This is a genomic window from Pseudoalteromonas sp. J010 (assembly GCF_003934235.1).
GTDB lineage: Bacteria > Pseudomonadota > Gammaproteobacteria > Enterobacterales > Alteromonadaceae > Pseudoalteromonas > Pseudoalteromonas peptidolytica.
Genome location: NZ_RDBW01000020.1, coordinates 43,142 through 61,036, shown reverse-complemented (window position 1 = coordinate 61,036; position 17,895 = coordinate 43,142). Strand labels below are relative to the sequence as shown.

22 protein-coding genes and 4 tRNA genes are annotated in these 17,895 nt (G+C 41.2%); 14 read left to right on the top strand and 12 right to left on the bottom strand.

The window, feature by feature from the left end:
• Window positions 1–9: 9 nt before the first annotated feature.
• The 6 genes from proQ to EAG18_RS12475 all read right to left on the bottom strand — a co-directional run bounded on the left by proQ (window position 10) and on the right by EAG18_RS12475 (window position 2,316).
• Entirely contained in the window at window positions 10–660 is a 651-nt protein-coding gene (proQ, locus tag EAG18_RS12500; RefSeq protein ID WP_125252718.1) for an RNA chaperone ProQ, read from the bottom strand.
• Window positions 661–675: 15 nt separating this feature from the next.
• Window positions 676–954: a hypothetical protein gene (locus tag EAG18_RS12495; protein WP_125252717.1), complete on the bottom strand. Its 279-nt coding sequence runs from the start codon at window positions 952–954 to the stop codon at window positions 676–678.
• Window positions 954–1,412, bottom strand: a complete 459-nt coding sequence (locus EAG18_RS12490) for a GAF domain-containing protein (RefSeq protein WP_125252716.1) — start codon at window positions 1,410–1,412, stop codon at window positions 954–956. The genes EAG18_RS12495 and EAG18_RS12490 overlap by 1 nt, the downstream gene beginning before the upstream one ends.
• Before the next feature lie 121 nt (window positions 1,413–1,533).
• Complete coding sequence (locus EAG18_RS12485; protein WP_125252715.1) at window positions 1,534–1,911, bottom strand: hypothetical protein; 378 nt, start codon at window positions 1,909–1,911, stop codon at window positions 1,534–1,536.
• Between the two features lie 181 nt (window positions 1,912–2,092).
• Window positions 2,093–2,183 (bottom strand) — tRNA-Ser (locus EAG18_RS12480).
• A gap of 42 nt (window positions 2,184–2,225) precedes the next feature.
• Window positions 2,226–2,316 (bottom strand) — tRNA-Ser (locus EAG18_RS12475).
• Between the two features lie 295 nt (window positions 2,317–2,611).
• On the opposite strand from EAG18_RS12475, the gene EAG18_RS12470 reads away from it, so the two are divergent.
• Genes EAG18_RS12470 through EAG18_RS12450 form a run of 5 tightly spaced genes read left to right on the top strand, consistent with a single transcriptional unit; the run spans window position 2,612 to window position 4,628 of the window.
• Entirely contained in the window at window positions 2,612–3,277 is a 666-nt protein-coding gene (locus EAG18_RS12470; RefSeq protein WP_125252714.1) for a Bax inhibitor-1/YccA family protein, read from the top strand.
• Window positions 3,278–3,332: 55 nt separating this feature from the next.
• Window positions 3,333–3,686, top strand: a complete 354-nt coding sequence (tusD, locus tag EAG18_RS12465; RefSeq protein WP_125252713.1) for a sulfurtransferase complex subunit TusD — start codon at window positions 3,333–3,335, stop codon at window positions 3,684–3,686.
• On the top strand, window positions 3,683–4,042 hold the full coding sequence (locus EAG18_RS12460) for a DsrE family protein (protein ID WP_125252712.1): 360 nt from the start codon (window positions 3,683–3,685) through the stop codon (window positions 4,040–4,042). The genes tusD and EAG18_RS12460 overlap by 4 nt, the downstream gene beginning before the upstream one ends.
• The gene (locus EAG18_RS12455) at window positions 4,039–4,293 is read left to right on the top strand and encodes a DsrH/TusB family sulfur metabolism protein (protein ID WP_125252711.1); all 255 of its coding nucleotides are present in this window, start codon (window positions 4,039–4,041) and stop codon (window positions 4,291–4,293) included. Before EAG18_RS12460 ends, EAG18_RS12455 begins: the two co-directional genes overlap by 4 nt.
• 5 nt (window positions 4,294–4,298) lie before the next feature.
• Window positions 4,299–4,628, top strand: coding sequence for a TusE/DsrC/DsvC family sulfur relay protein (locus EAG18_RS12450; RefSeq protein WP_125252710.1), 330 nt, complete (start codon window positions 4,299–4,301; stop codon window positions 4,626–4,628).
• Window positions 4,629–4,920: 292 nt separating this feature from the next.
• On the opposite strand, the gene EAG18_RS12445 is transcribed toward EAG18_RS12450, so the two are convergent.
• Both EAG18_RS12445 and EAG18_RS12440 read right to left on the bottom strand, forming a co-directional pair.
• Window positions 4,921–6,150 carry an amidohydrolase family protein gene (locus EAG18_RS12445; protein ID WP_125252709.1) on the bottom strand — a complete coding sequence of 410 codons (1,230 nt, stop codon included), beginning with the start codon at window positions 6,148–6,150 and terminating at the stop codon, window positions 4,921–4,923.
• 12 nt (window positions 6,151–6,162) lie between these two features.
• Window positions 6,163–7,545 (bottom strand): amidohydrolase, encoded by a 1,383-nt coding sequence (locus tag EAG18_RS12440; RefSeq protein ID WP_125252708.1) that lies wholly within the window; start codon window positions 7,543–7,545, stop codon window positions 6,163–6,165.
• A gap of 447 nt (window positions 7,546–7,992) precedes the next feature.
• Here EAG18_RS12440 and EAG18_RS12435 point away from each other — a divergent pair, with 447 nt between their 5' ends.
• A complete protein-coding gene (locus tag EAG18_RS12435) occupies window positions 7,993–8,337 on the top strand; it encodes a DUF3718 domain-containing protein (protein WP_125252707.1) in 345 nt (114 codons plus the stop codon).
• A gap of 118 nt (window positions 8,338–8,455) precedes the next feature.
• On the opposite strand, the gene EAG18_RS12430 is transcribed toward EAG18_RS12435, so the two are convergent.
• Complete coding sequence (locus EAG18_RS12430; protein ID WP_125252706.1) at window positions 8,456–9,148, bottom strand: DUF445 domain-containing protein; 693 nt, start codon at window positions 9,146–9,148, stop codon at window positions 8,456–8,458.
• A 125-nt stretch (window positions 9,149–9,273) separates the two neighbouring features.
• On the opposite strand from EAG18_RS12430, the gene EAG18_RS12425 reads away from it, so the two are divergent.
• Together EAG18_RS12425 and EAG18_RS12420 are read left to right on the top strand one after the other, a co-directional pair.
• The gene (locus EAG18_RS12425) at window positions 9,274–10,128 is read left to right on the top strand and encodes a fructosamine kinase family protein (RefSeq protein WP_125252705.1); all 855 of its coding nucleotides are present in this window, start codon (window positions 9,274–9,276) and stop codon (window positions 10,126–10,128) included.
• A gap of 70 nt (window positions 10,129–10,198) precedes the next feature.
• The gene (locus tag EAG18_RS12420; RefSeq protein ID WP_125252704.1) at window positions 10,199–10,402 is read left to right on the top strand and encodes a CPXCG motif-containing cysteine-rich protein; all 204 of its coding nucleotides are present in this window, start codon (window positions 10,199–10,201) and stop codon (window positions 10,400–10,402) included.
• A 296-nt stretch (window positions 10,403–10,698) separates the two neighbouring features.
• On the opposite strand, the gene EAG18_RS12415 is transcribed toward EAG18_RS12420, so the two are convergent.
• On the bottom strand, window positions 10,699–11,346 hold the full coding sequence (locus tag EAG18_RS12415; RefSeq protein ID WP_125252703.1) for a riboflavin synthase subunit alpha: 648 nt from the start codon (window positions 11,344–11,346) through the stop codon (window positions 10,699–10,701).
• A gap of 226 nt (window positions 11,347–11,572) precedes the next feature.
• Here EAG18_RS12415 and EAG18_RS12410 point away from each other — a divergent pair, with 226 nt between their 5' ends.
• From EAG18_RS12410 to opgC, 5 genes are all read left to right on the top strand, one after another.
• Window positions 11,573–12,931, top strand: a complete 1,359-nt coding sequence (locus EAG18_RS12410) for an MATE family efflux transporter (RefSeq protein WP_125252702.1) — start codon at window positions 11,573–11,575, stop codon at window positions 12,929–12,931.
• Window positions 12,906–13,901 carry a DUF3080 family protein gene (locus tag EAG18_RS12405; RefSeq protein ID WP_125252701.1) on the top strand — a complete coding sequence of 332 codons (996 nt, stop codon included), beginning with the start codon at window positions 12,906–12,908 and terminating at the stop codon, window positions 13,899–13,901. Before EAG18_RS12410 ends, EAG18_RS12405 begins: the two co-directional genes overlap by 26 nt.
• 107 nt (window positions 13,902–14,008) lie before the next feature.
• Window positions 14,009–14,085: transfer RNA gene (locus EAG18_RS12400), tRNA-Val, on the top strand.
• Between the two features lie 20 nt (window positions 14,086–14,105).
• Window positions 14,106–14,182 (top strand) — tRNA-Val (locus tag EAG18_RS12395).
• 253 nt (window positions 14,183–14,435) lie between these two features.
• Entirely contained in the window at window positions 14,436–15,539 is a 1,104-nt protein-coding gene (gene opgC / locus EAG18_RS12390; protein ID WP_125252700.1) for an OpgC domain-containing protein, read from the top strand.
• A 40-nt stretch (window positions 15,540–15,579) separates the two neighbouring features.
• Here the strand turns inward: opgC and EAG18_RS12385 are convergent, their stop codons facing one another.
• Window positions 15,580–16,572 (bottom strand): NAD(P)H-quinone oxidoreductase, encoded by a 993-nt coding sequence (locus EAG18_RS12385; RefSeq protein ID WP_125252699.1) that lies wholly within the window; start codon window positions 16,570–16,572, stop codon window positions 15,580–15,582.
• Window positions 16,554–16,934, bottom strand: a complete 381-nt coding sequence (locus tag EAG18_RS12380; protein WP_125252698.1) for a hypothetical protein — start codon at window positions 16,932–16,934, stop codon at window positions 16,554–16,556. Before EAG18_RS12380 ends, EAG18_RS12385 begins: the two co-directional genes overlap by 19 nt.
• A 123-nt stretch (window positions 16,935–17,057) precedes the next feature.
• Between EAG18_RS12380 and EAG18_RS12375 the strand changes: the two genes are divergently transcribed.
• Entirely contained in the window at window positions 17,058–17,894 is an 837-nt protein-coding gene (locus EAG18_RS12375; protein WP_125252697.1) for a hypothetical protein, read from the top strand.
• The last annotated feature ends 1 nt before the right edge of the window (window position 17,895 follow it).

The window sequence follows — 17,895 nt, the reverse complement described above, 5'->3', positions numbered from 1 at the left end:
TACAACTCCTTATTGGATAAATAGGCTGTCTGCTTTGGTCTTAACTTGCATTCCTGTTACAAGCTCTACGTGCACTTCATCATTTTTAACTTCAGTGATAGTAGCATTAACAAGCGCTTGACCAAGCTTAACTTTTACTTTGTTATTAACCTTGACCTGTTCTGCTGGTAAAGGTTCAACTTTACCACTGCGCTTAGGTTTAACTTCAGCAGGTYTATTATTCATTTTAGGGCGCTTTTGGTCTTGACGATCCCTTCCATGTGGTTTCTTTTTGTAAGATTTTGTTTCGCCGTCACGATTGTTTGGACGCTGTGGCTTTTTACGTTTAGCCATTTTAGCGCGGCTCTCAGCAAGTGCCTTTTCCGCATGCTCCACATGTTCCTGCTCAACCTTTTCAGCTTGATTACCATCAAGGTCAATACGAAACTCATTTTTAGTGACAGCTTCTAAATAGCGCCAATTAGATGTGTATTTACGAAGCGCTTGACGTACCTGAGTTTTACTGACTTTGTCAGACCCTTCAATACGCTCTGCGATATCTTTAAAAATACCTACTTTAAGTGGTTTGATCCCTTCCTTTTGCTTAAAGCACTTAGGAAATTCGGAAAATAAGAAGTCTAATACTTCATTTATGTCTTTTAGCTTGTTTGTGGTTTCCATTTTTAAACCTATTAATTACATCTGCTCATCGAGCGACGAGTTTATATAGTGTGTTACCCAGTCAGTTAGCTCTTCTATATCTGCTTCAAGAAGTGCCAAATCACCGCGAAGATGTTCCCAAATGCCTTCGATGAGATTATCAATTGTATCGCAATCTAAATCTTCAGGGAGTAAATCCCATGCGTGATGAATAAGCTCATTTAAGCGCTCTGCAACCACCTCTTCTTCGCCTTCCCAATCACCAACATCGGCATAGGAAAACAAATAATCTTGTACCTGAAGCATATCCTTCATTAAAGTGTTTCCTCAAAAACTTTAACAAATGCTTCTAAGCCTTTTTTGTCTTGCTCATCAAATCTTGCCAGACTAGGACTGTCGATGTCTAGCACAGCTATCACTTTATTATCTTTGAAGACAGGGATGACGATTTCTGAATTTGATGCCGCGTCGCATGCAATGTGACCCGAAAATGCGTGAACATCTTCAACCAGCTGCGTTTCGCAGCTTGCCGCAGCAGTTCCGCATACCCCTTTTCCTACGGGTATACGGATACAAGCTGGATTACCTTGAAATGGTCCAAGTACAAGTTCATCTGCACTGTCCATAAGATAAAACCCAGCCCAGTTGATATCCTCAAGGGTTGTAAATAAAAGCGCACTCAAGTTAGCCATATTGGCAACCATGTTATGCTCACCACTGATCAAGCCCTGAGCTTGTTTCACTAAAGTTTGATAAAAATCTTGCTTTTGCATTACCATCAAATTCACGAATTGAACGACAAAAGCTAAAGGTACTCTTTCGGAGAAATAATTAAAACCTTTTCGACTGAAAAAGTATTAATTATCTGTAAAAGCTACGCTACTCGGTCAATTATCACTCAGTTTTATGATTGCTTGCCCGCAAACCAAACAAGAAAAGCCCTGCTGCTAGCATTGACATTAAGGCGTTAACAATAAAACCCACTCCCGATTGTGTGGAAAAAAGATAGCTGAATAGCGCACCACCAAGTAAACCCAATGTTAGCAAACCGCTATATTGCACCTTGTTGTACTTAAACATGAGGATATATCCAGGGACAACGAATAGGCACATGGCAAGACCAACGATATAAGCATTCGAAATTGCACTAAGTAGTAAGTTAAAGAACATCTCACTGCGACCGAGTGTAAAGCTGTAGTAGATACCAAGTACACTGCCTACGATCAATGGGGACAATAAAGAAAACCCTACCCCTTTGCCAACTTGTTTCATATTCAACACTCTCTACACATATTATTTATTCAACATGATAGAGTATTGTGCAAGCCAAGACCCTGCACTAGCAGACTTTGGTCTAATAGGGATTTTAATCGAGTATACACGGCTGAAGATATAGCGCGGAAAAACTTGATACTAGAAACAAAAAAGCCCTCGAATTCGAGGGCTTAAAATGTGGCGGAGAGATAGGGATTTGAACCCTAGATACGCTATTAACGTATGCCGGTTTTCAAGACCGGTGCTTTCAACCACTCAGCCATCTCTCCAAAACCTAAAATTTACGCACTGTGGCATAAATCAAAAATAAGTGGCGGAGAGATAGGGATTTGAACCCTAGATACGCTACTAACGTATGCCGGTTTTCAAGACCGGTGCTTTCAACCACTCAGCCATCTCTCCGCAGCGGGGCGAATAATAGAGAATCCCCCTGCGCTTGTGAAGCTTTTTTTTAAATTTTTTGACTGTTTGCGTAAATTTCGCCCCTTTCGGATAATTAGCAATCAAAATTAAGCTGTTTGCTGTGTTTCTGCGAACTTATCACAATATTCAATGTCTTAAGCTAAAAGGAAACTATGATATATACAATCACATTAACAGCGATATTGATCTAGAAACCATTGCCCCAACATATAACTATTGATACTCTTGTCCGAGTTATTTTTGGGACAGCATGTTTTACTAAGGAGCTTGAATCATGGCATTCAATCATTCATACAACACTGCAAAACCGTTAATGTCGACAATGGAAACCAATAAAGTGTTGAAAAACACTTACTTCCTATTGGCTATGACATTGGCATTTAGCGCCGTAACCGCTGCAATTTCTATGACAATGGCACTTCCGCCAATTACGGGGATTGTATGTTCACTTGTGGCTTTTGGCTTGTTATTCGTAATAGGTAAAAAGGCAAATTCTTCATCCGCGATAGGTTTGGTCTTCTTGTTCACCGGTATTCTGGGTTTTGGTTTAGGTCCGATGCTCAACCATTACGCAGCATTACCAAACGGTGGTATGCTAATCGCGCAAGCGCTTGGTACGACCGCACTCATTTTCTTTGGTTTATCCGCATATGCACTAACAACCAAAAAAGACTTCTCATTTATGGGTGGTTTTTTAACTGTTGGTCTTATCGTGGTTATTATTTCAAGCTTGGTAAACTTATTCATCGGTTCAAGCATTGCGTTTATGGCCATTAACGCTGCGGTTGTACTGATCATGTCAGGCTTTATCTTGTATGATACCAGCCGTATCATCAACGGTGGTGAGACAAATTATGTACTTGCGACTGTGAGCCTGTATTTAAGTATTTATAACTTATTTACTAGCATCCTTGCGCTTTTAGGTGCGTCGGATGACTAACTCAGATTTTCTGATAAAATAAGCCCCATTAAGGGGCTTTTTTTATGAGTACAGTTTGAGCAAAATAGCCATATCAGTACACTTTGGTGTCACATCACAATCAAAATTAACTTTGCTAGAGCGCTATATTGACGCCACTTATGCAAACAATCACCAGATAAGCTGTATTTTTCTATATCAAGATGGTGTGTACCATGCCAGTCAGAACATAGTATCTGCTTCAGATGAGTTACAACCTTCCGCTGTTTGGCAGCGTTTAGCGGATAAGGCAATTCCGCTATTATTATGTGTTACTGCTGCCGAGAAACGTGGGCTAAATACCGAAAATACAACACCGTTTACAGTTGCAGGCTTGGCCGAATTTGCCATGATATCAAGTAAATCAGATAGGTGGGTGCAGTTCAAATGAGTCGTAAAGTACTTGTCATCTCCAGCAAAAGTCCATTTGACGGCAGTGCGATAAAAGATGCGTTAGATATGACACTAATATACGCGGCGGTTGATCAGCAAGTAAGTTGGTTATTCATCGATAGTGCAGTGTTGGCGCTCCAGACAAATTTAGATGCACCATCTTTAGGGTTAAAAGATGTATTTAAGCAATTGAAAACGCTTGAAATCTACGATGTAGACCAAGTATATGCCTGTCAATCGGCGATGATTGAGTTCAATTTAAGCCCAAACCTACTTGCCATTGACGTAGATATAAAAGACCAGCAAGAAATCTCAGCATTAATTAAACAACATGACTTTGTGGTAACTATATGAGCGTGTTACACATTATTTCTAGCATTGAGGCTAGTGCACGATTACAGTTTGTCTCTTCGGACGATACCATTTTACTTTGTGACGATGGCTGCTTTGCCCACCGTCAAATGGGGGCTCACAATGCTGCTGTTATGATGTTACAAGCCTGTGCCGAAGGTCGGGGGATCCAGCCAAATGATGAAATACAGCTAATTTCAGATGCTGACTGGGTCAAGCTCACTATCTCCGCCAAAACATTAATTACTTGGTAACTATAATGATAACATTTAATAATCAGACTATCGAAACAGACAAACAAGGCTACCTTTTGGATCACTCTCAGTGGTCAAAAGCACTGGCGCCTATTTTAGCGGCAGAAGAAAATATTGAACTCTCAGATGCTCACTGGGAAGTCATCGAGTTTGTAAGAAACTTTTACCTAGAATACAACACCAGCCCCGCTATTCGTATGCTAGTAAAAGCAATGGCTAAAGCGCTTGGTGAGGATAAAGGCAATAGTATCTATTTGTATAAGTTATTTCCAAAAGGCCCAGCCAAGCAAGCAACAAAAATCGCAGGTTTGCCAAAGCCCGCCAAGTGTATCTGATACCACTTAGCCTTAACGCCTGCACAATTCAAAAGAGTAAACCTGACGCTAACTGCGTTAAAAAATTGCTATGACAACAAAAAAGGCCTCTTAAGAGGCCTTTTTTAAGCTGTTGATACTACCGCATCATTATACCAAGTTGACTTAATACTTGCTCAATTTGAAGGAGTAAATCTGACGCTAACAGCGTTAAAAATTTCTTATTTAGAACAACTAAATAGCAAAATTTTTACCAGGTTATCGACAAGATTTTCTCGCCTCAAAATAGACCACTTAATTAAGTAAATTGGTATTATTTTGTATATGCTCTTGGCATATCAGAATCGGTTGTATATCTATCTCTTAGCTTGTCATGACGTGACTCGGTAGACACTTCCTCGCCATTGATCCATATCTTATCAATTGTAGTGCTAAATTCGAAAGGATCTGCGCTCCACATCACAATATCTGCGCGCTTGCCAACTTCTATTACACCACCATCAATACCAAGCGCAGCCGCTGGGTTTGCAGTAATTGCCTTTAATGCGCCAGCATGGCTCATACCATTTGCTACAGCAATACCTGCATCAAAACGCAGCTGGTAAACATTGTGACTTCCATCACCACCAATGGACAAAATAACTTTCACCCCAGCTTTTTCTAGCTTTCCAGCATTATCAAGGCTTGCGTGCATAGAATCAAAACTAGAGGGTAAATTTGACACCGCACTGAGGATAACTGGCACGTTAGCTTTAGCTAACTCGTCAGCGACTAATACAGCATCATTCGCACCTTTAATGATTAGGTCAAGGCCAAACCGCTCCTTAACTTTAATCACTTCTAATATATCTGAAGCTCGTGATACTGAAGCAATAACTGGCATTTCGCCCGCTAGCACTTGAGTTAACACCTGCTCTTCAGCGGTTGGTTTAGCTTTGTCTTTATCATCCTTTTTATTTTGCTTTTCTTGGTGCGACGCAAGCTTTTTGACGACATTATCTAATGACTTTGCACGAGACCCTTCGCTTTTGGCACCCAAGTGAATAACTAAAGCGCTTTGCCTATCAGTTACGCTATCAAACGTACCCGATAAATCAACCACAAAGCCAAGCCCTGCGAATTCACTTTTGCCACCCCAAGGCGTAACTAAGTTTTGTGTAACACCACCCTTTCTTGCGTACGCGATCAAGCTACTACGAGGGTTAAATGCAGTACTTGCATCAAAGTCTATACCAGCTGCGTCATCACCGGCGTCCCGAGAAGCTGCAACTGCCCCCACCTCAACCAAACCTAGTTGGTTCATGGAGCCGATAAACCCTGGCGTGATAATTTTACCACTGGCGTCAATCGTCACATCAGCATTTACGTTATTTGGATTAATCGCTTTTATTTTACCGTTTTCAATTAGTAGCGTGGCCCCCTCAATCACCCCTTCAGCCGTCGCGGTGTGTAGAGTAGCATTTGTAATTGCAGTGACTTCTGCAAATGCAGCCGAATGAGCAAGTAAAGCGCTAGTGATCATGGTTAATTTCATGGTTTTCATCTCATCAACTCCTTACTTTTGACCTAACATAAAGTCACTAACTGCTTGGTATTTTTCATCGTTGCGGTCATAAACTTTGCCACCATCTATAAATACCTGCTCTGCTTGAGAATAAACACTAAAAGGATTCGTGTTCCAGATCACCACATCGGCCTGCTTACCCTGCTCAAGCGATCCAGTTTTGTCTTGGATCCCAAGAGATTTTGCTGCATTGGCAGTGATCCATTTGATAGCATGTTGCTCACTAATATTGAAGCCTGACTGATTAGCTGTATTCATCACTTTTGAGGCTTCATGATTCAGGCGCTGGATAGTTGTACCTGAATCTGAGTGAACCACTGCACAGGAGTTTTTCACTGCATCGACAATGGCGACATTCTCCTGAACCATATCGTACGCTTCCATTTTGAAGCCCCACCAATCTGGCCAAAGTGCCGCACAGTTACCATTTTCAGCCAAAAGATCTGCAACTTTATATGCTTCAATACCGTGATGGAATGTCCCAGCGTGATAACCAAACTCTTTAGACAAGTCGATCATCATGGCCATTTCTTCAGCTTTATAACAATGGTTATGAATTAAAATCTCGCCATCTAACACTCCACGTAAGGTATCAAGTTTGATATCACGTTTTGGTGCATCTGGATTTAAGCCAGCGGCATATTCTGCTTCATATTGTTCCCAAGCGCGCTTGTATTCACCAGCTTCAATCCACGCTTCTCGATAGCCAGCCATATTCCCCATACGAGTATACGGTGCTACACCCTTAGAGCCATATACGCGCTTAGGGTTTTCACCACATGCCATTTTGAGGCCGTAAGGTGCATCTGGAAACTTCATCGCTTGCATAGTTGGTGCCGGCACATTTTTTAATGTAACCCCTCTACCCCCAAATAAATTGGCAGAGCCTGGTAAGATCTGTAATGTAGTGATCCCCCCTTCCCGTGCTCGGTTGAACCCAGGGTCTTGAGGCCAAACAGAATGTTCGACCCAAACTTGTGAAGTATTTGGGTTGACTACCTCGTTACCATCACTGTGCGACTCTACACTTGGACTAGGGTAAGCACCAAGGTGTGAATGCACGTCAATAATGCCGGGTGTGACCCACTTACCTTGTGCATCTATTGTGGTATCAGCTGTGACGGACAAATCTTTGCCAACTTGTTGAATTTTCCCGTCAACAATAAACACATCACCTTGCTCAATCTTATCACCAGTTCCCGTTAATACAGTTGCATTAGTAATTAAAGTGGATCGCGAAGGTACTGCTTTATACGTGCTCGGATAGGGATTTTTTTCTATTGTTACTTTTTCTTTCTGAGGGCCGTTGTCCTGACAACCCATCAGCGCAGCGGCAATACCAGCTACAACTATGGAGGGAGTATATTTAACCATTTTTGTCATCTCTATTGTTTTTTTGTGACTTTAACTTGTACACCACTAATTTACGCAATTATGCGCTTTAGTGACAAGTAATTACGACGAACGCCCCTTATTATAACTTATGTTTTGACATTCGGGAGAGACAAAACCTAACCATTGATCTGGAATGTAAATTAACGTCAGTATTGACACGTTTTGACATACTTCCGTCCATTGGTTAAAAAATCGCATGCTTTTGTGAGATGCCGCATTAATTAAATGTAAATACTCCTATTTTGATAAAAAAAACTTTTCCAAATATGACGAAGTGGAGAAAAAAACACCTTTTAAAACAGGGAAGTAAAAAACAAATACACACTTGTAATACTCTATTACATTCCGAATTACTTGATTTACAGCATTCATGAGGATCTTTGGCAATACTAACTAGGTGTCCAAGAGATAGCCAAGGAGCTAATCATGAAACTGTTCAATTTAGTATGTCTTACTTCACTTTTTGCTGCCGCTAGCGCGTCAGCAGCTACTTTCAGTCCAGCAGATGACTCGGTCGCCACCAAAGTATGTATGTCTGTTGTAAAAGATAACAAGCTACATCTACATAACACACTAAAAAGTAGCCGTTTAGATAAGCGGATCATTGAAGACAAGCTACACTGTAACGATCTTCCTGTCGGCGAATTTGCAGCCACCTATGGCTTCAATACTGTGGCAAAGTATTTAGGTGCTGATGAAAATGTAAAAACGAGCATCAAAGACATTGCAAAAGTCTCTGACAAAACCATACATGTCTCCGGCTCAAGGTAATCACTAAGCCGGCGACCCTAAGTTAGCAATTAGTATCCAAGGCGTAGATACCCTGACTACGCCTTTATCATTATCCCCAGAAAACTGCGATGACTTGAGCATTAACCCATTGAATAGGTCAAACTAACGCCGTTAGTAAACCAAACGATCCACCGAAAACACCACCCCAAACTACGAGCCAGCCCAAGTGTGTTTTAATCATATTTTGTATAATCTCCTTCACCATCTTGGGAGTCAGTTCGTTCAATCGTTCATCTACTGCCGTTTCAATCGTCTTGTGAATGTCATCTCCCATTAGTCCAGCACTCAAGGCTTCGCTAACAGCAGCGTCAAACTCGGGTTGTTCACCAAGCTCAATAATAGCGACGCGCATTTTCTCAATAAATGGTTCCCTCAGTGGCTGGACGGCTTCTGTACCACCGAACATCTGTAACATTGCACCAAATTGAGAGGCCTCTATCACGTTGAGTAATCTGTCGAATGCAGGGTTTAGGTCAACTTTGTTCGCTATTGGAGTTAAATCGAATTTGGGATGTTCATTACTTAAAAATTTTTCTAACTTTTCTTTACTGAAAAACTCACTCAAAATAAGTTCTCGAATAGATGCTTTAAACGACTCAAACTTTATCGTGATAATCCCCGATCCGTATAGGAATGGTACCTTTTCGAATAACATATGTATCGCCAACCAATTTGTCATCGCTCCTGATAACGCAAATAGCCCTATTGAAAACACCACATCCTGCTGCCACACCAGGCCGCATACTGTGATGACCGCCGCAATCAAATTGGTAATGATATTTTTATTCAATGTACTTCCTTTGGATAAAATCGCTTGACCGATATTCTATTTTTTTTATAAAAAAGCCTCAAGTATTTGTGATCTTGAGAATTTCAACCATATTTTAAAGTAAGTGGCTCTGTTGGATCTTACTTATGTGGAACAAGGTCAACCAACAAATCTCTGAATCTCTTCATGAAACATTTGAACTGTCTTCAAAACAGACACTTAAAAGCTATGGCTCTAAAAAGCTATACAAAATTTCTAACCAGCATCATCAATTTCTGGTGAAGGTGGCTCCCATACAAGCGCTTGAGCGTTTTGAGTGTGAAGTAAACAACAGAGAGAAGCTCATTCGCGATTCGGACTTTTTAATCGCAGACACCATTACCCTCGGTACCAGTGTAGAATTTTGCTTTTTGGTATTAGAGTGGCTGGAACTTGATCATCGTAACGAAAATTGGCTTGAATGCGGTGAAAACCTTGCAAAACTTCATCAACGTCACGAGCAGGAGATGTATGGACTGGAAGAAGACAACTATATCCATGAGCTACCTCAACCAAATCAGTGGCACAAAAAATGGGAGGTATTTTTCGCCGAGGAAAGAATCGGCTGGCAGCTTCAATTACTCGCTGAAAAAGGCGTTGTATTGACCGATATAGATACGTTTGTAGAGCACCTCAAACCGTTATTGCCACATCATGTCGCGCCCTCATTAGTTCATGGTAACTTTTGGCATGGCAACATTGGTTTCAGTGAGCGCAAGCCAGTGTTGTTCTCACCGGCTTGCTACTATGGGGATAGGGAGGTCGATATCGCTACCGCTTCTTTATTTGCCCCACTCCCAGAGGCATTTTATCAAGGTTATAGTTCAATCTACCCACTTGCTGACAATGCGTCGCAAAGGTTAGCAATTTATAGGCTATACCCGCTGTTAGTTCAAGCTAACCTATTTGCTGGCAAATACCTACGGGATGCCGCAGAGCAGGTAAATGCAATACTCAAGTAATTGCCATATTTTCGTCATAATGAACTATAATTAGCTGGAGTACATCTTGGCCAATATTTGTGGGGGGCCAATGAAAAATCTATACCAGCAACGTATCGAATGCCCGCACTGCGGGCACCATATTTTCGTTAGCCTAGATACCAGTGAAGGTGATCAAGACTACTATGAGGACTGCGCGGCATGCTGTAGCCCAATACATCTAAATATGCATCTCGATCATTTGCATAACAAACTTGAGTTAAGAGTTGATAGCGACGATGAGCAAATATTCTGAGTAACTTTAAGTGTAGGCTCAAAGATACTGACTAGCTTACTTAAGATTTCTGTTTTGAAGCGAGAAAGTCTTGTCGACAATACAGCTGTCCCTAAAACTCTCGGGCTAGATAAGAAGGTAAAGCAAATTGTGCCCTGACAGTAAAGAGGTAGAGTACTCCTTCTCCAAACTTCTGGTTAAATAAATGTTTAACGCAATCCGCGTCAGATTCATTCCTTGATATTGAGCAAGTATAAAGCCTAGTTGGTTTCTTATCGTCAGCAAAAGTCAAAAAAGCGAAGCACCCACGACACCATTTAATCGCTAACATGCTCCAGCAAGGACTGCTTTTTCATGTAATTTTCTACGGTATTTATTATCGTGTAGGTTTGCTGGTCGACCTCAATATTAACAGTATCATTCTCACTACAAATACCTAAATTGGTTAGCGCCAATGTTTCTGGTATTAGGTGAAGCCAAAAGCCATTTTTGTCCACTTCCCCTACCGTAAGGCTCGCCCCATTTACTGCAATAAAGCCTTTATACATAACATATTTTAGCCATGCTTGCGGTAGAGCAATGTGCATTTTTACATTGCCAGCACTGCGTTTAATCACGCTAATATGGCCAGAAGTTTGAATGTGCCCTGAGATAATATGTCCGCCAAGCTCTGTGCCAAATGTCATCGAGCGCTCGAAATTAACCTGCTCTCCTCGCGTAATATTGCCTAGGTTTGTTAACGTTAACGTTTCATCAATCACATCGAAGCTAACCTGACCGACCACATCATTGTCTAATCGTTCAAAGTGCACTACGGTGAGGCAACATCCATTAATCGCAATACTTGCACCTAATGTGAGTTTATCTAAATATTTGCTGCCAACAGACACCACTAGCCTGACTAGGTTTGCTTCTCGTTTGGCTGATACAACTGTCGCTTTGGTTTGAACAATTCCAGTAAACATATCTACCCTCATGATTTCAGAAACTGGATTGTAACTAAATCAACTGAAAAGGTGTACTCAATATCCACATGATATTTTACCTCCAGTTAGTTTAACTTGGATCGCAGCCCAGACTAGAAAACAATTACGCCYTCGGATATAAACCGCATGTATTAAACCGCAAAGTTTTGCTATATGTCTTTTGCTAAAATAAAATAACGTTTTATTCCTCAAGCAGTACCGCATCATGAATTTCTCAACTTGGGAAGCTAGACGTTTGTTACAGTTGGCTACCCCCGTTTTTCTTGCACAAGTAACTTTAGTACTCATGACCGTTGTAGATACTATGATGGCAGGCCAGGTAAGCGCTGAAGACCTCGCCGCTCTTTCCATAGCGACGGGTGTTTGGAACCCTTTAATATTCAGTTTGCAAGGTATTTTGCTGGCATTAACGAGCATAGTGGCACACTGTCATGGTGCTAATGACCAAGCTGGCATAAAACAGTTTTTTCAGCAAAGTATGTATTTATCTTTAGGGCTGTTTTCTATCGGGATCTTAATTGCTAATTATACGCCAGTTGTTTTTAGCAACATCGGTGCTAGTGACAACGTGCAAGGTCTCGCACAAGGTTACATCGATTTTGTWAAATGGGGACTCTTAGGCTTTTTAATATTCACAGTTTATCGCAACGTAACAGAAGGTGTAGGACAGACCAAACCTGCATTCTATATCAGTGTCGTGGGGCTTGGTATCAACATCATTGCGAACTACATCTTTATTTACGGAAAATTTGGCGCGCCAGCCCTCGGTAGCGCTGGGTGTGGTTTAGCCACCACAATTGTGCTTTGGTCTATGGCAATCGTACAGTGGCTTTACAGCCTAAAAAGTAAACATATTCCAGGTAAGGCTCTGATTACTGGGTTTTCCAAGCCAAACCTATCGGTCATGAAGTATATTGCCGCACTTGGTTTTCCCATTGCCCTAGCAACGTTTTTTGAGGTCACGCTGTTCGCTTGTATTCCTTTATTTATTGCGGATTTAGGCTCAATAGCTGTCTCCGGTCACCAGATTGCAGCAAGTGTAACCACCATGTTGTTCATGATGCCTCTTAGTTTATCTATGGCTATCGCTATACGTATTGGAAATTTAACTGGACAAGGGGCAACAGCCAACCTTCGGGTTGCAATAAAAACAGCCTTTACTTTGGCAATCTTAATTGCACTATTTGTCGCGGTGGTAACGTATATAAGTAGAGATAGTATTGTGTGGCTATATACGAAAAATGAGGAAGTTGCTGCACTTGCGACCAGTATTATGGTTTTAGCCTGTTTGTATCAATTACCAGACGCGTTACAAGTCTCTGCAAACGGCGTGTTAAGGGGGTTAAAATACACCAAACCAATATCGTGGGTAACATTTATATCTTATTGGTTAATTGGATTTTCTCTGGGGTACATATTGGCAAAGACAGACTGGATCACAACAGCGATGGGGCCACAAGGGTTTTGGATTGGTATCATAATCGGGTTGAGTACCGCAGCGGTGTTGCTGGTGACATGCGTGAATAAGAGGGTGAATTTTGAAATTAGCAAAGCATATACTTAGTCTAATTATCATATTACTTGTGACTGCTTGCTCAAAGCAGCCGTCGGATACGTTCGCAGATTATCAAAGTAGACTTGCTTCAGCCAGTGATATTGAAGTGGTTAAGCCTCAACCACTTCATAACATTGACATACAAACAGTATCTCAGCCGCAAAGCGAGCTGAGCATTTCTATTTTAGATATTGCCCAAACTGGGCATTGTAAAATAACGAACTTAATTGCAGCTCAGAACAACCAATTAGGGAAAGTAAGTTATCCGAGTGAGCGATTAAAGTATACCATTGAGTTCCTTCAGCATGCTCCCGACTGCATTACTCATCCCAAAACCAAAAAAGAACTCAGCCAAATCTTGACCCAAGCTCTGGCAGAAAAGCGAACGCAACTGCCTTTGTTTTTTCTACATATGATGACTAATGAAAAAGAGCTCGCAAGTCTTGGGTTATTAACTACCTCAGAGATCCCACCAGAACCAACCGCACTAATGGGCGACACATTAGCGGCTGTTAATATACTCGCTGATGTGGCTGTCAATATAAATGATCCCGATCAGATTGCAGCAACCACCATAACGCCTGCATTAAAAACATTATCTCACCGATTTATATCATCACTTTTGACCAGTTTACGTAAACAAACACAGTTTAATACCGCTGCCACTTTACAAATGAAAAACCTCAAGCTAGAAGAAGGTGTGTGTCGCAAAGGGAGTAACAGAAAACAGGCACACATTATTAGTAATGTTTTCTCTAAGTACTACCTGAACGATATACAGCCATATCAAGCAATGTTAACATCAATAACGCAGCAGCTCATCCGAGACTGGCAACCTATTCAGATAGTGTTTGAAAAACATGGCATTTCTGATCCGCTCATGCTGCAATCGCATTTAGACGAACTCAAAGCTTCTGCTAAAGCGCACGTCATTTGGTGGCAAAACTTTTATAAACTGTGTGAAATAACACCATCATGAGCAAAAAAAAGGCAAACAATCAAAAAATTAGGAAAGGCGCTTGATCCAACCGCTCAGTCACTATATATTACAACGCGTTGACAGGGATTCCCCTGATAAACGTCAGTACGACCGTAGCTCAGTTGGTTAGAGCACCACCTTGACATGGTGGGGGTCGGTGGTTCGAATCCACTCGGTCGTACCAAAAACACCTCAAAAAATTGTACAACCGTAGCTCAGTTGGTTAGAGCACTACCTTGACATGGTAGGGGTCGGTGGTTCGAATCCACTCGGTTGTACCAAAACTCAATAAGTCTTAATATATTCAATCCTTCCTTATCTAATTAAGTGGTCTATTTTGAGGCGAGAAAATCTTGTCGATAACCAGGCAAAAATTTTGCTATTTAGTTGTTCTAAATAAGAAATTTTTAACGCTGTTAGCGTCAGATTTACTCCTTCAAATTGAGCAAGTATTAAGTCAAATTGGTATAATACCAATTTTTTAATTAAGAAGTCGATATAACATCGCTAGGCACTTCAAGGAAAGAAAAATAAATGGATAGGTATATAGTGTATGATGGGTTAAGGGGTTGGCTTCTTATCATTATTACCTGTAATCATTTATATGGTAATTTCATTCCACAGATCACCCGAGCACCATTAGGACTTGTGTCTGCAGCCGAAGGATTTGTTTTCTTGTCAGGCTTTATTGCTTACTTGGTTTACTCACGATACAGCGAAGACAGTGCCAAACTCAAGACTAAAATTTGGCGGCGTTGTTGGACTATCTATAGCTTTCATATATTAGCTATCACGTTAACCTTTACGTTAGTCGGAATATTGCCGATATACGTATCACAATGGTCAGGATTTTTTAACGCAGCGAACTGGTTTGTCAGCCCCACGCAGAGCTATTTTTTAGCCTTGCTATTGTTAGAGCAACCGGGCTACCACGATATTCTAGTATTGTATTTAGTCCCTATGATCTTACTTCCTTTTGCTATTAGTGCCATCAAACGAGGGAATGCGACTAGGGTTGCAGCCATCTCCGTCTTTATTTGGTTGGTGTCTCAATTTGTAACTGTGCAGTGGTTTACACCGTTGCTTGGCCTATTAGGTTTAGATATATCAGCGAATGTTAGCTACTTTAACCCCTTTTCATGGCAAATTTATTTTTATATGGGTGTCCTCCTTAGCTACTTAAAATATGATAAGAATATAAAGTTTAGCTTTCCCTTGAGCATTAAAGTTTTTTTACTTTCACTGCTCGGAGGTATAGTTTTAATTAAACACACGGCTCCTGAGTTAATGCAGCCGTACGTCTATGGTAGCGGCAGCGCTTCGCTCGTATACCAGTTCAACTTATTGCTTGTCATCTATCTCTTTATGTTGTTAATGCGTAGTGTCCCTTTTGTCTTTACGTTGAAATATCCAGTTTTTTTAGGGCAACATGCCCTACCCGTCTTTAGTTTTCATACCATTGTTATTTACTTTTTACAGCCTTTCAGCCAGCCATATACATTAGCATATTGGTATTGGGATCTGCTCACTTGTTTATTTTTTCTGGCGCTACTTGCTCTACCCGCCAAGATGGACCAAATATGGCGGGCAAGCAAACTAAGAAACCAATTTACTCAGTGGTATCGGCTCCCAAGTTAACTAACCCGCGCTTTGGCTATACAATAAAAGCTGATTGGTATTAGCATACTCTTACAACGACTTTACCTCGATTCAGATTTTGCTCTAAAAGCTCATGTGCTTGGTCAATATCATCCCAGTGTAGCGTTTTGTATATCGGGATCTGCATCTCAGGCTCTGCAAGTCGACTGCTAAACATAGAAGCAAAACTCGCAACTAATTCTGTTTTGTATGCGATTGAACGGTTTCGAAGTGTGCTACCGTGTAGATTAAATCTCTTTGCTAACACTTTTGCGAAATCGAGCTCTGCGTATCTTCCACCCAGCATTGCCAATAAGATACAACGGCAGTCCATTGCAGCAACTTTTAGGTTGGCTTTAAGATAATCACCAGCTACAGGGTCTAGTATTACGTTTGCCTTTAAATTACGTTTTTTCATTTCTTCAGCAAAGTCAGACTCAGAATAGTTAATCGTATGATCTGCACCTAAGGAGATAGCATACTGGGCTTTCTCTTCACTGCTTTGGGTAGTTACCACTGTAGCACCAATATGTTTGGCGATCCGAATGGCTGCACTGCCAACTCCAGATGCTCCACCATGGCAAAGCAGCACATCATCTGCTTTTAATTGACCTACTCTTATTAGCGCATCAAATGCCGTCAGGTATATCTCAGCGAGTCCTGCACTATAGCTATGACACATACCTGAGGGGACAGGGATAAGTAAAGCGGCCTCCGCAACCACATATTCTGCATAAGCACCACCTGAGGTTAAACAAAAGACATCTTTCCCCAACAGGTGTTCAAGTGCCCGATCAGCAACTTTAACTACAACACCTGACGCCTCCAAGCCTAATATTTCGCTATCCCCTTGAGGTGGCGGATATTTACCTTGACGTTGAAGAATATCGGCACGATTAACACCAAAAGCATGTACTTTGATTAAAACTTGAGTGCCCATGGGAGCTGGTGTATCCGTGTACTTATTTTGAAATTTGGAAGATGCGTGACAAATGTAAMGCATCTTAGCTGGGATCAATCGACTTTTTTCCATACTTCCCTTTCAACAAACTTACCATCTTCATAAAGCTCATGATGCCACAGTTTCCCATCAACTTTATAGTTGAATKACATAGTTCTTCCTAGTAAAGAAGGAATATTCCCATACTCGTACGTTTCAATAAATTGATCGCCTTCTAGCTTATAGCTACCACCCCCCGCATACTTAAACTCGCCTCGACTTTGAGTGATATAACTATGATGAGTTTCTGTGATAAGTTTGATCGATGTTAGTTCGGGAGCTTTTGCGGTGATACGGCCATTTGGCGTTGCATATTCCCCTTCGACAAATTCCCACGTCCCAAGTAATGGGTTTGATAAGGCAGCAGTACTAACCATGAGTATAACTAATTTCATTAAATTTCCTTGGTTGATGTTTTGTATAGTTTTACACAATAGACTGTTCAGTTCAGTTGAGATAATCTCAACTGAACTATTCAAGTGAGCCTGTGCGTTAGTGCTAACCAAAAAGCGATAAACATGAGATTTTATATTTTATTTGCGCTGGCCTGCATTACAAATAATGTAGGTGCAACACACATTGAATTAATGTATTCAAGCTGGGTAAGTAATACAGATCAGAAGCACATCAACACTTGGGTTTCGCACAGTATAGAGGCCACTGAAAAGACATTGGGCGCTTTGCAGCAAACCAAACTCAACATTACGGTTGAGCCTGTTTTCTTAGCTTCCGAGCCAGTACCTTGGGGGGCAATAAAGCGAGGGGAATATGACTCAGTGGAGTTACATGTTAAACGTTTCACTTCTAGTGAGGTATTACTTAAAGATTGGACTATTTATCATGAAGTTGCCCACCTCTATCATCCATTACTAGATTATCCTGACTTTTGGCTAGCCGAAGGGTTAGCCACTTACCTACAAAATATCATCATGCTTGACAATGCTGTGTTTGACATCGATGAATTTAACTTACGACTACGCTCGGGATTAAAGCGTGGCAGAGACAATACCAAGGCGGTACCGGGCACTTTATCATCTGTCAGCGAAAACATGTGGTCTTTGAACGCGCAGCAGCGAGTGTACTGGAGTGGAGTCGCCTTTTTTATAGAGGCAGATTTGGCACTATCTACAAAGGGGAAATCAGAGTCTGTCAGAACTTTGATTGCACAATTCCAACGCTGCTGCAAAATGACACACCCTTCAGGACAAAGGCACAGTGCTCAACTATTTATTGCACACCTTGATCGGCTATCTAAAACGACTATTTTTTCTAACCTTTATGCCAGTTACAAACTTAGACGCGATTTTCCAATCATAAGTTCATCTCAGCTAAATGCGCTCCAGCCACTGCGCTAGC

Coding starts and splice junctions, on each gene's coding strand:
- EAG18_RS12495 (WP_125252717.1), bottom strand. CDS start 954: ATGAAGGATATGCTTCAGGTACAAGATTATTTGTTTTCCTATGCCGAT.
- EAG18_RS12490 (WP_125252716.1), bottom strand. CDS start 1,412: ATGCAAAAGCAAGATTTTTATCAAACTTTAGTGAAACAAGCTCAGGGC.
- EAG18_RS12485 (WP_125252715.1), bottom strand. CDS start 1,911: ATGAAACAAGTTGGCAAAGGGGTAGGGTTTTCTTTATTGTCCCCATTG.
- EAG18_RS12470 (WP_125252714.1), top strand. CDS start 2,612: ATGGCATTCAATCATTCATACAACACTGCAAAACCGTTAATGTCGACA.
- EAG18_RS12460 (WP_125252712.1), top strand. CDS start 3,683: ATGAGTCGTAAAGTACTTGTCATCTCCAGCAAAAGTCCATTTGACGGC.
- EAG18_RS12455 (WP_125252711.1), top strand. CDS start 4,039: ATGAGCGTGTTACACATTATTTCTAGCATTGAGGCTAGTGCACGATTA.
- EAG18_RS12450 (WP_125252710.1), top strand. CDS start 4,299: ATGATAACATTTAATAATCAGACTATCGAAACAGACAAACAAGGCTAC.
- EAG18_RS12445 (WP_125252709.1), bottom strand. CDS start 6,150: ATGAAAACCATGAAATTAACCATGATCACTAGCGCTTTACTTGCTCAT.
- EAG18_RS12440 (WP_125252708.1), bottom strand. CDS start 7,545: ATGGTTAAATATACTCCCTCCATAGTTGTAGCTGGTATTGCCGCTGCG.
- EAG18_RS12435 (WP_125252707.1), top strand. CDS start 7,993: ATGAAACTGTTCAATTTAGTATGTCTTACTTCACTTTTTGCTGCCGCT.
- EAG18_RS12425 (WP_125252705.1), top strand. CDS start 9,274: ATGTGGAACAAGGTCAACCAACAAATCTCTGAATCTCTTCATGAAACA.
- EAG18_RS12420 (WP_125252704.1), top strand. CDS start 10,199: ATGAAAAATCTATACCAGCAACGTATCGAATGCCCGCACTGCGGGCAC.
- EAG18_RS12415 (WP_125252703.1), bottom strand. CDS start 11,346: ATGTTTACTGGAATTGTTCAAACCAAAGCGACAGTTGTATCAGCCAAA.
- opgC (WP_125252700.1), top strand. CDS start 14,436: ATGGATAGGTATATAGTGTATGATGGGTTAAGGGGTTGGCTTCTTATC.
- EAG18_RS12375 (WP_125252697.1), top strand. CDS start 17,058: ATGAGATTTTATATTTTATTTGCGCTGGCCTGCATTACAAATAATGTA.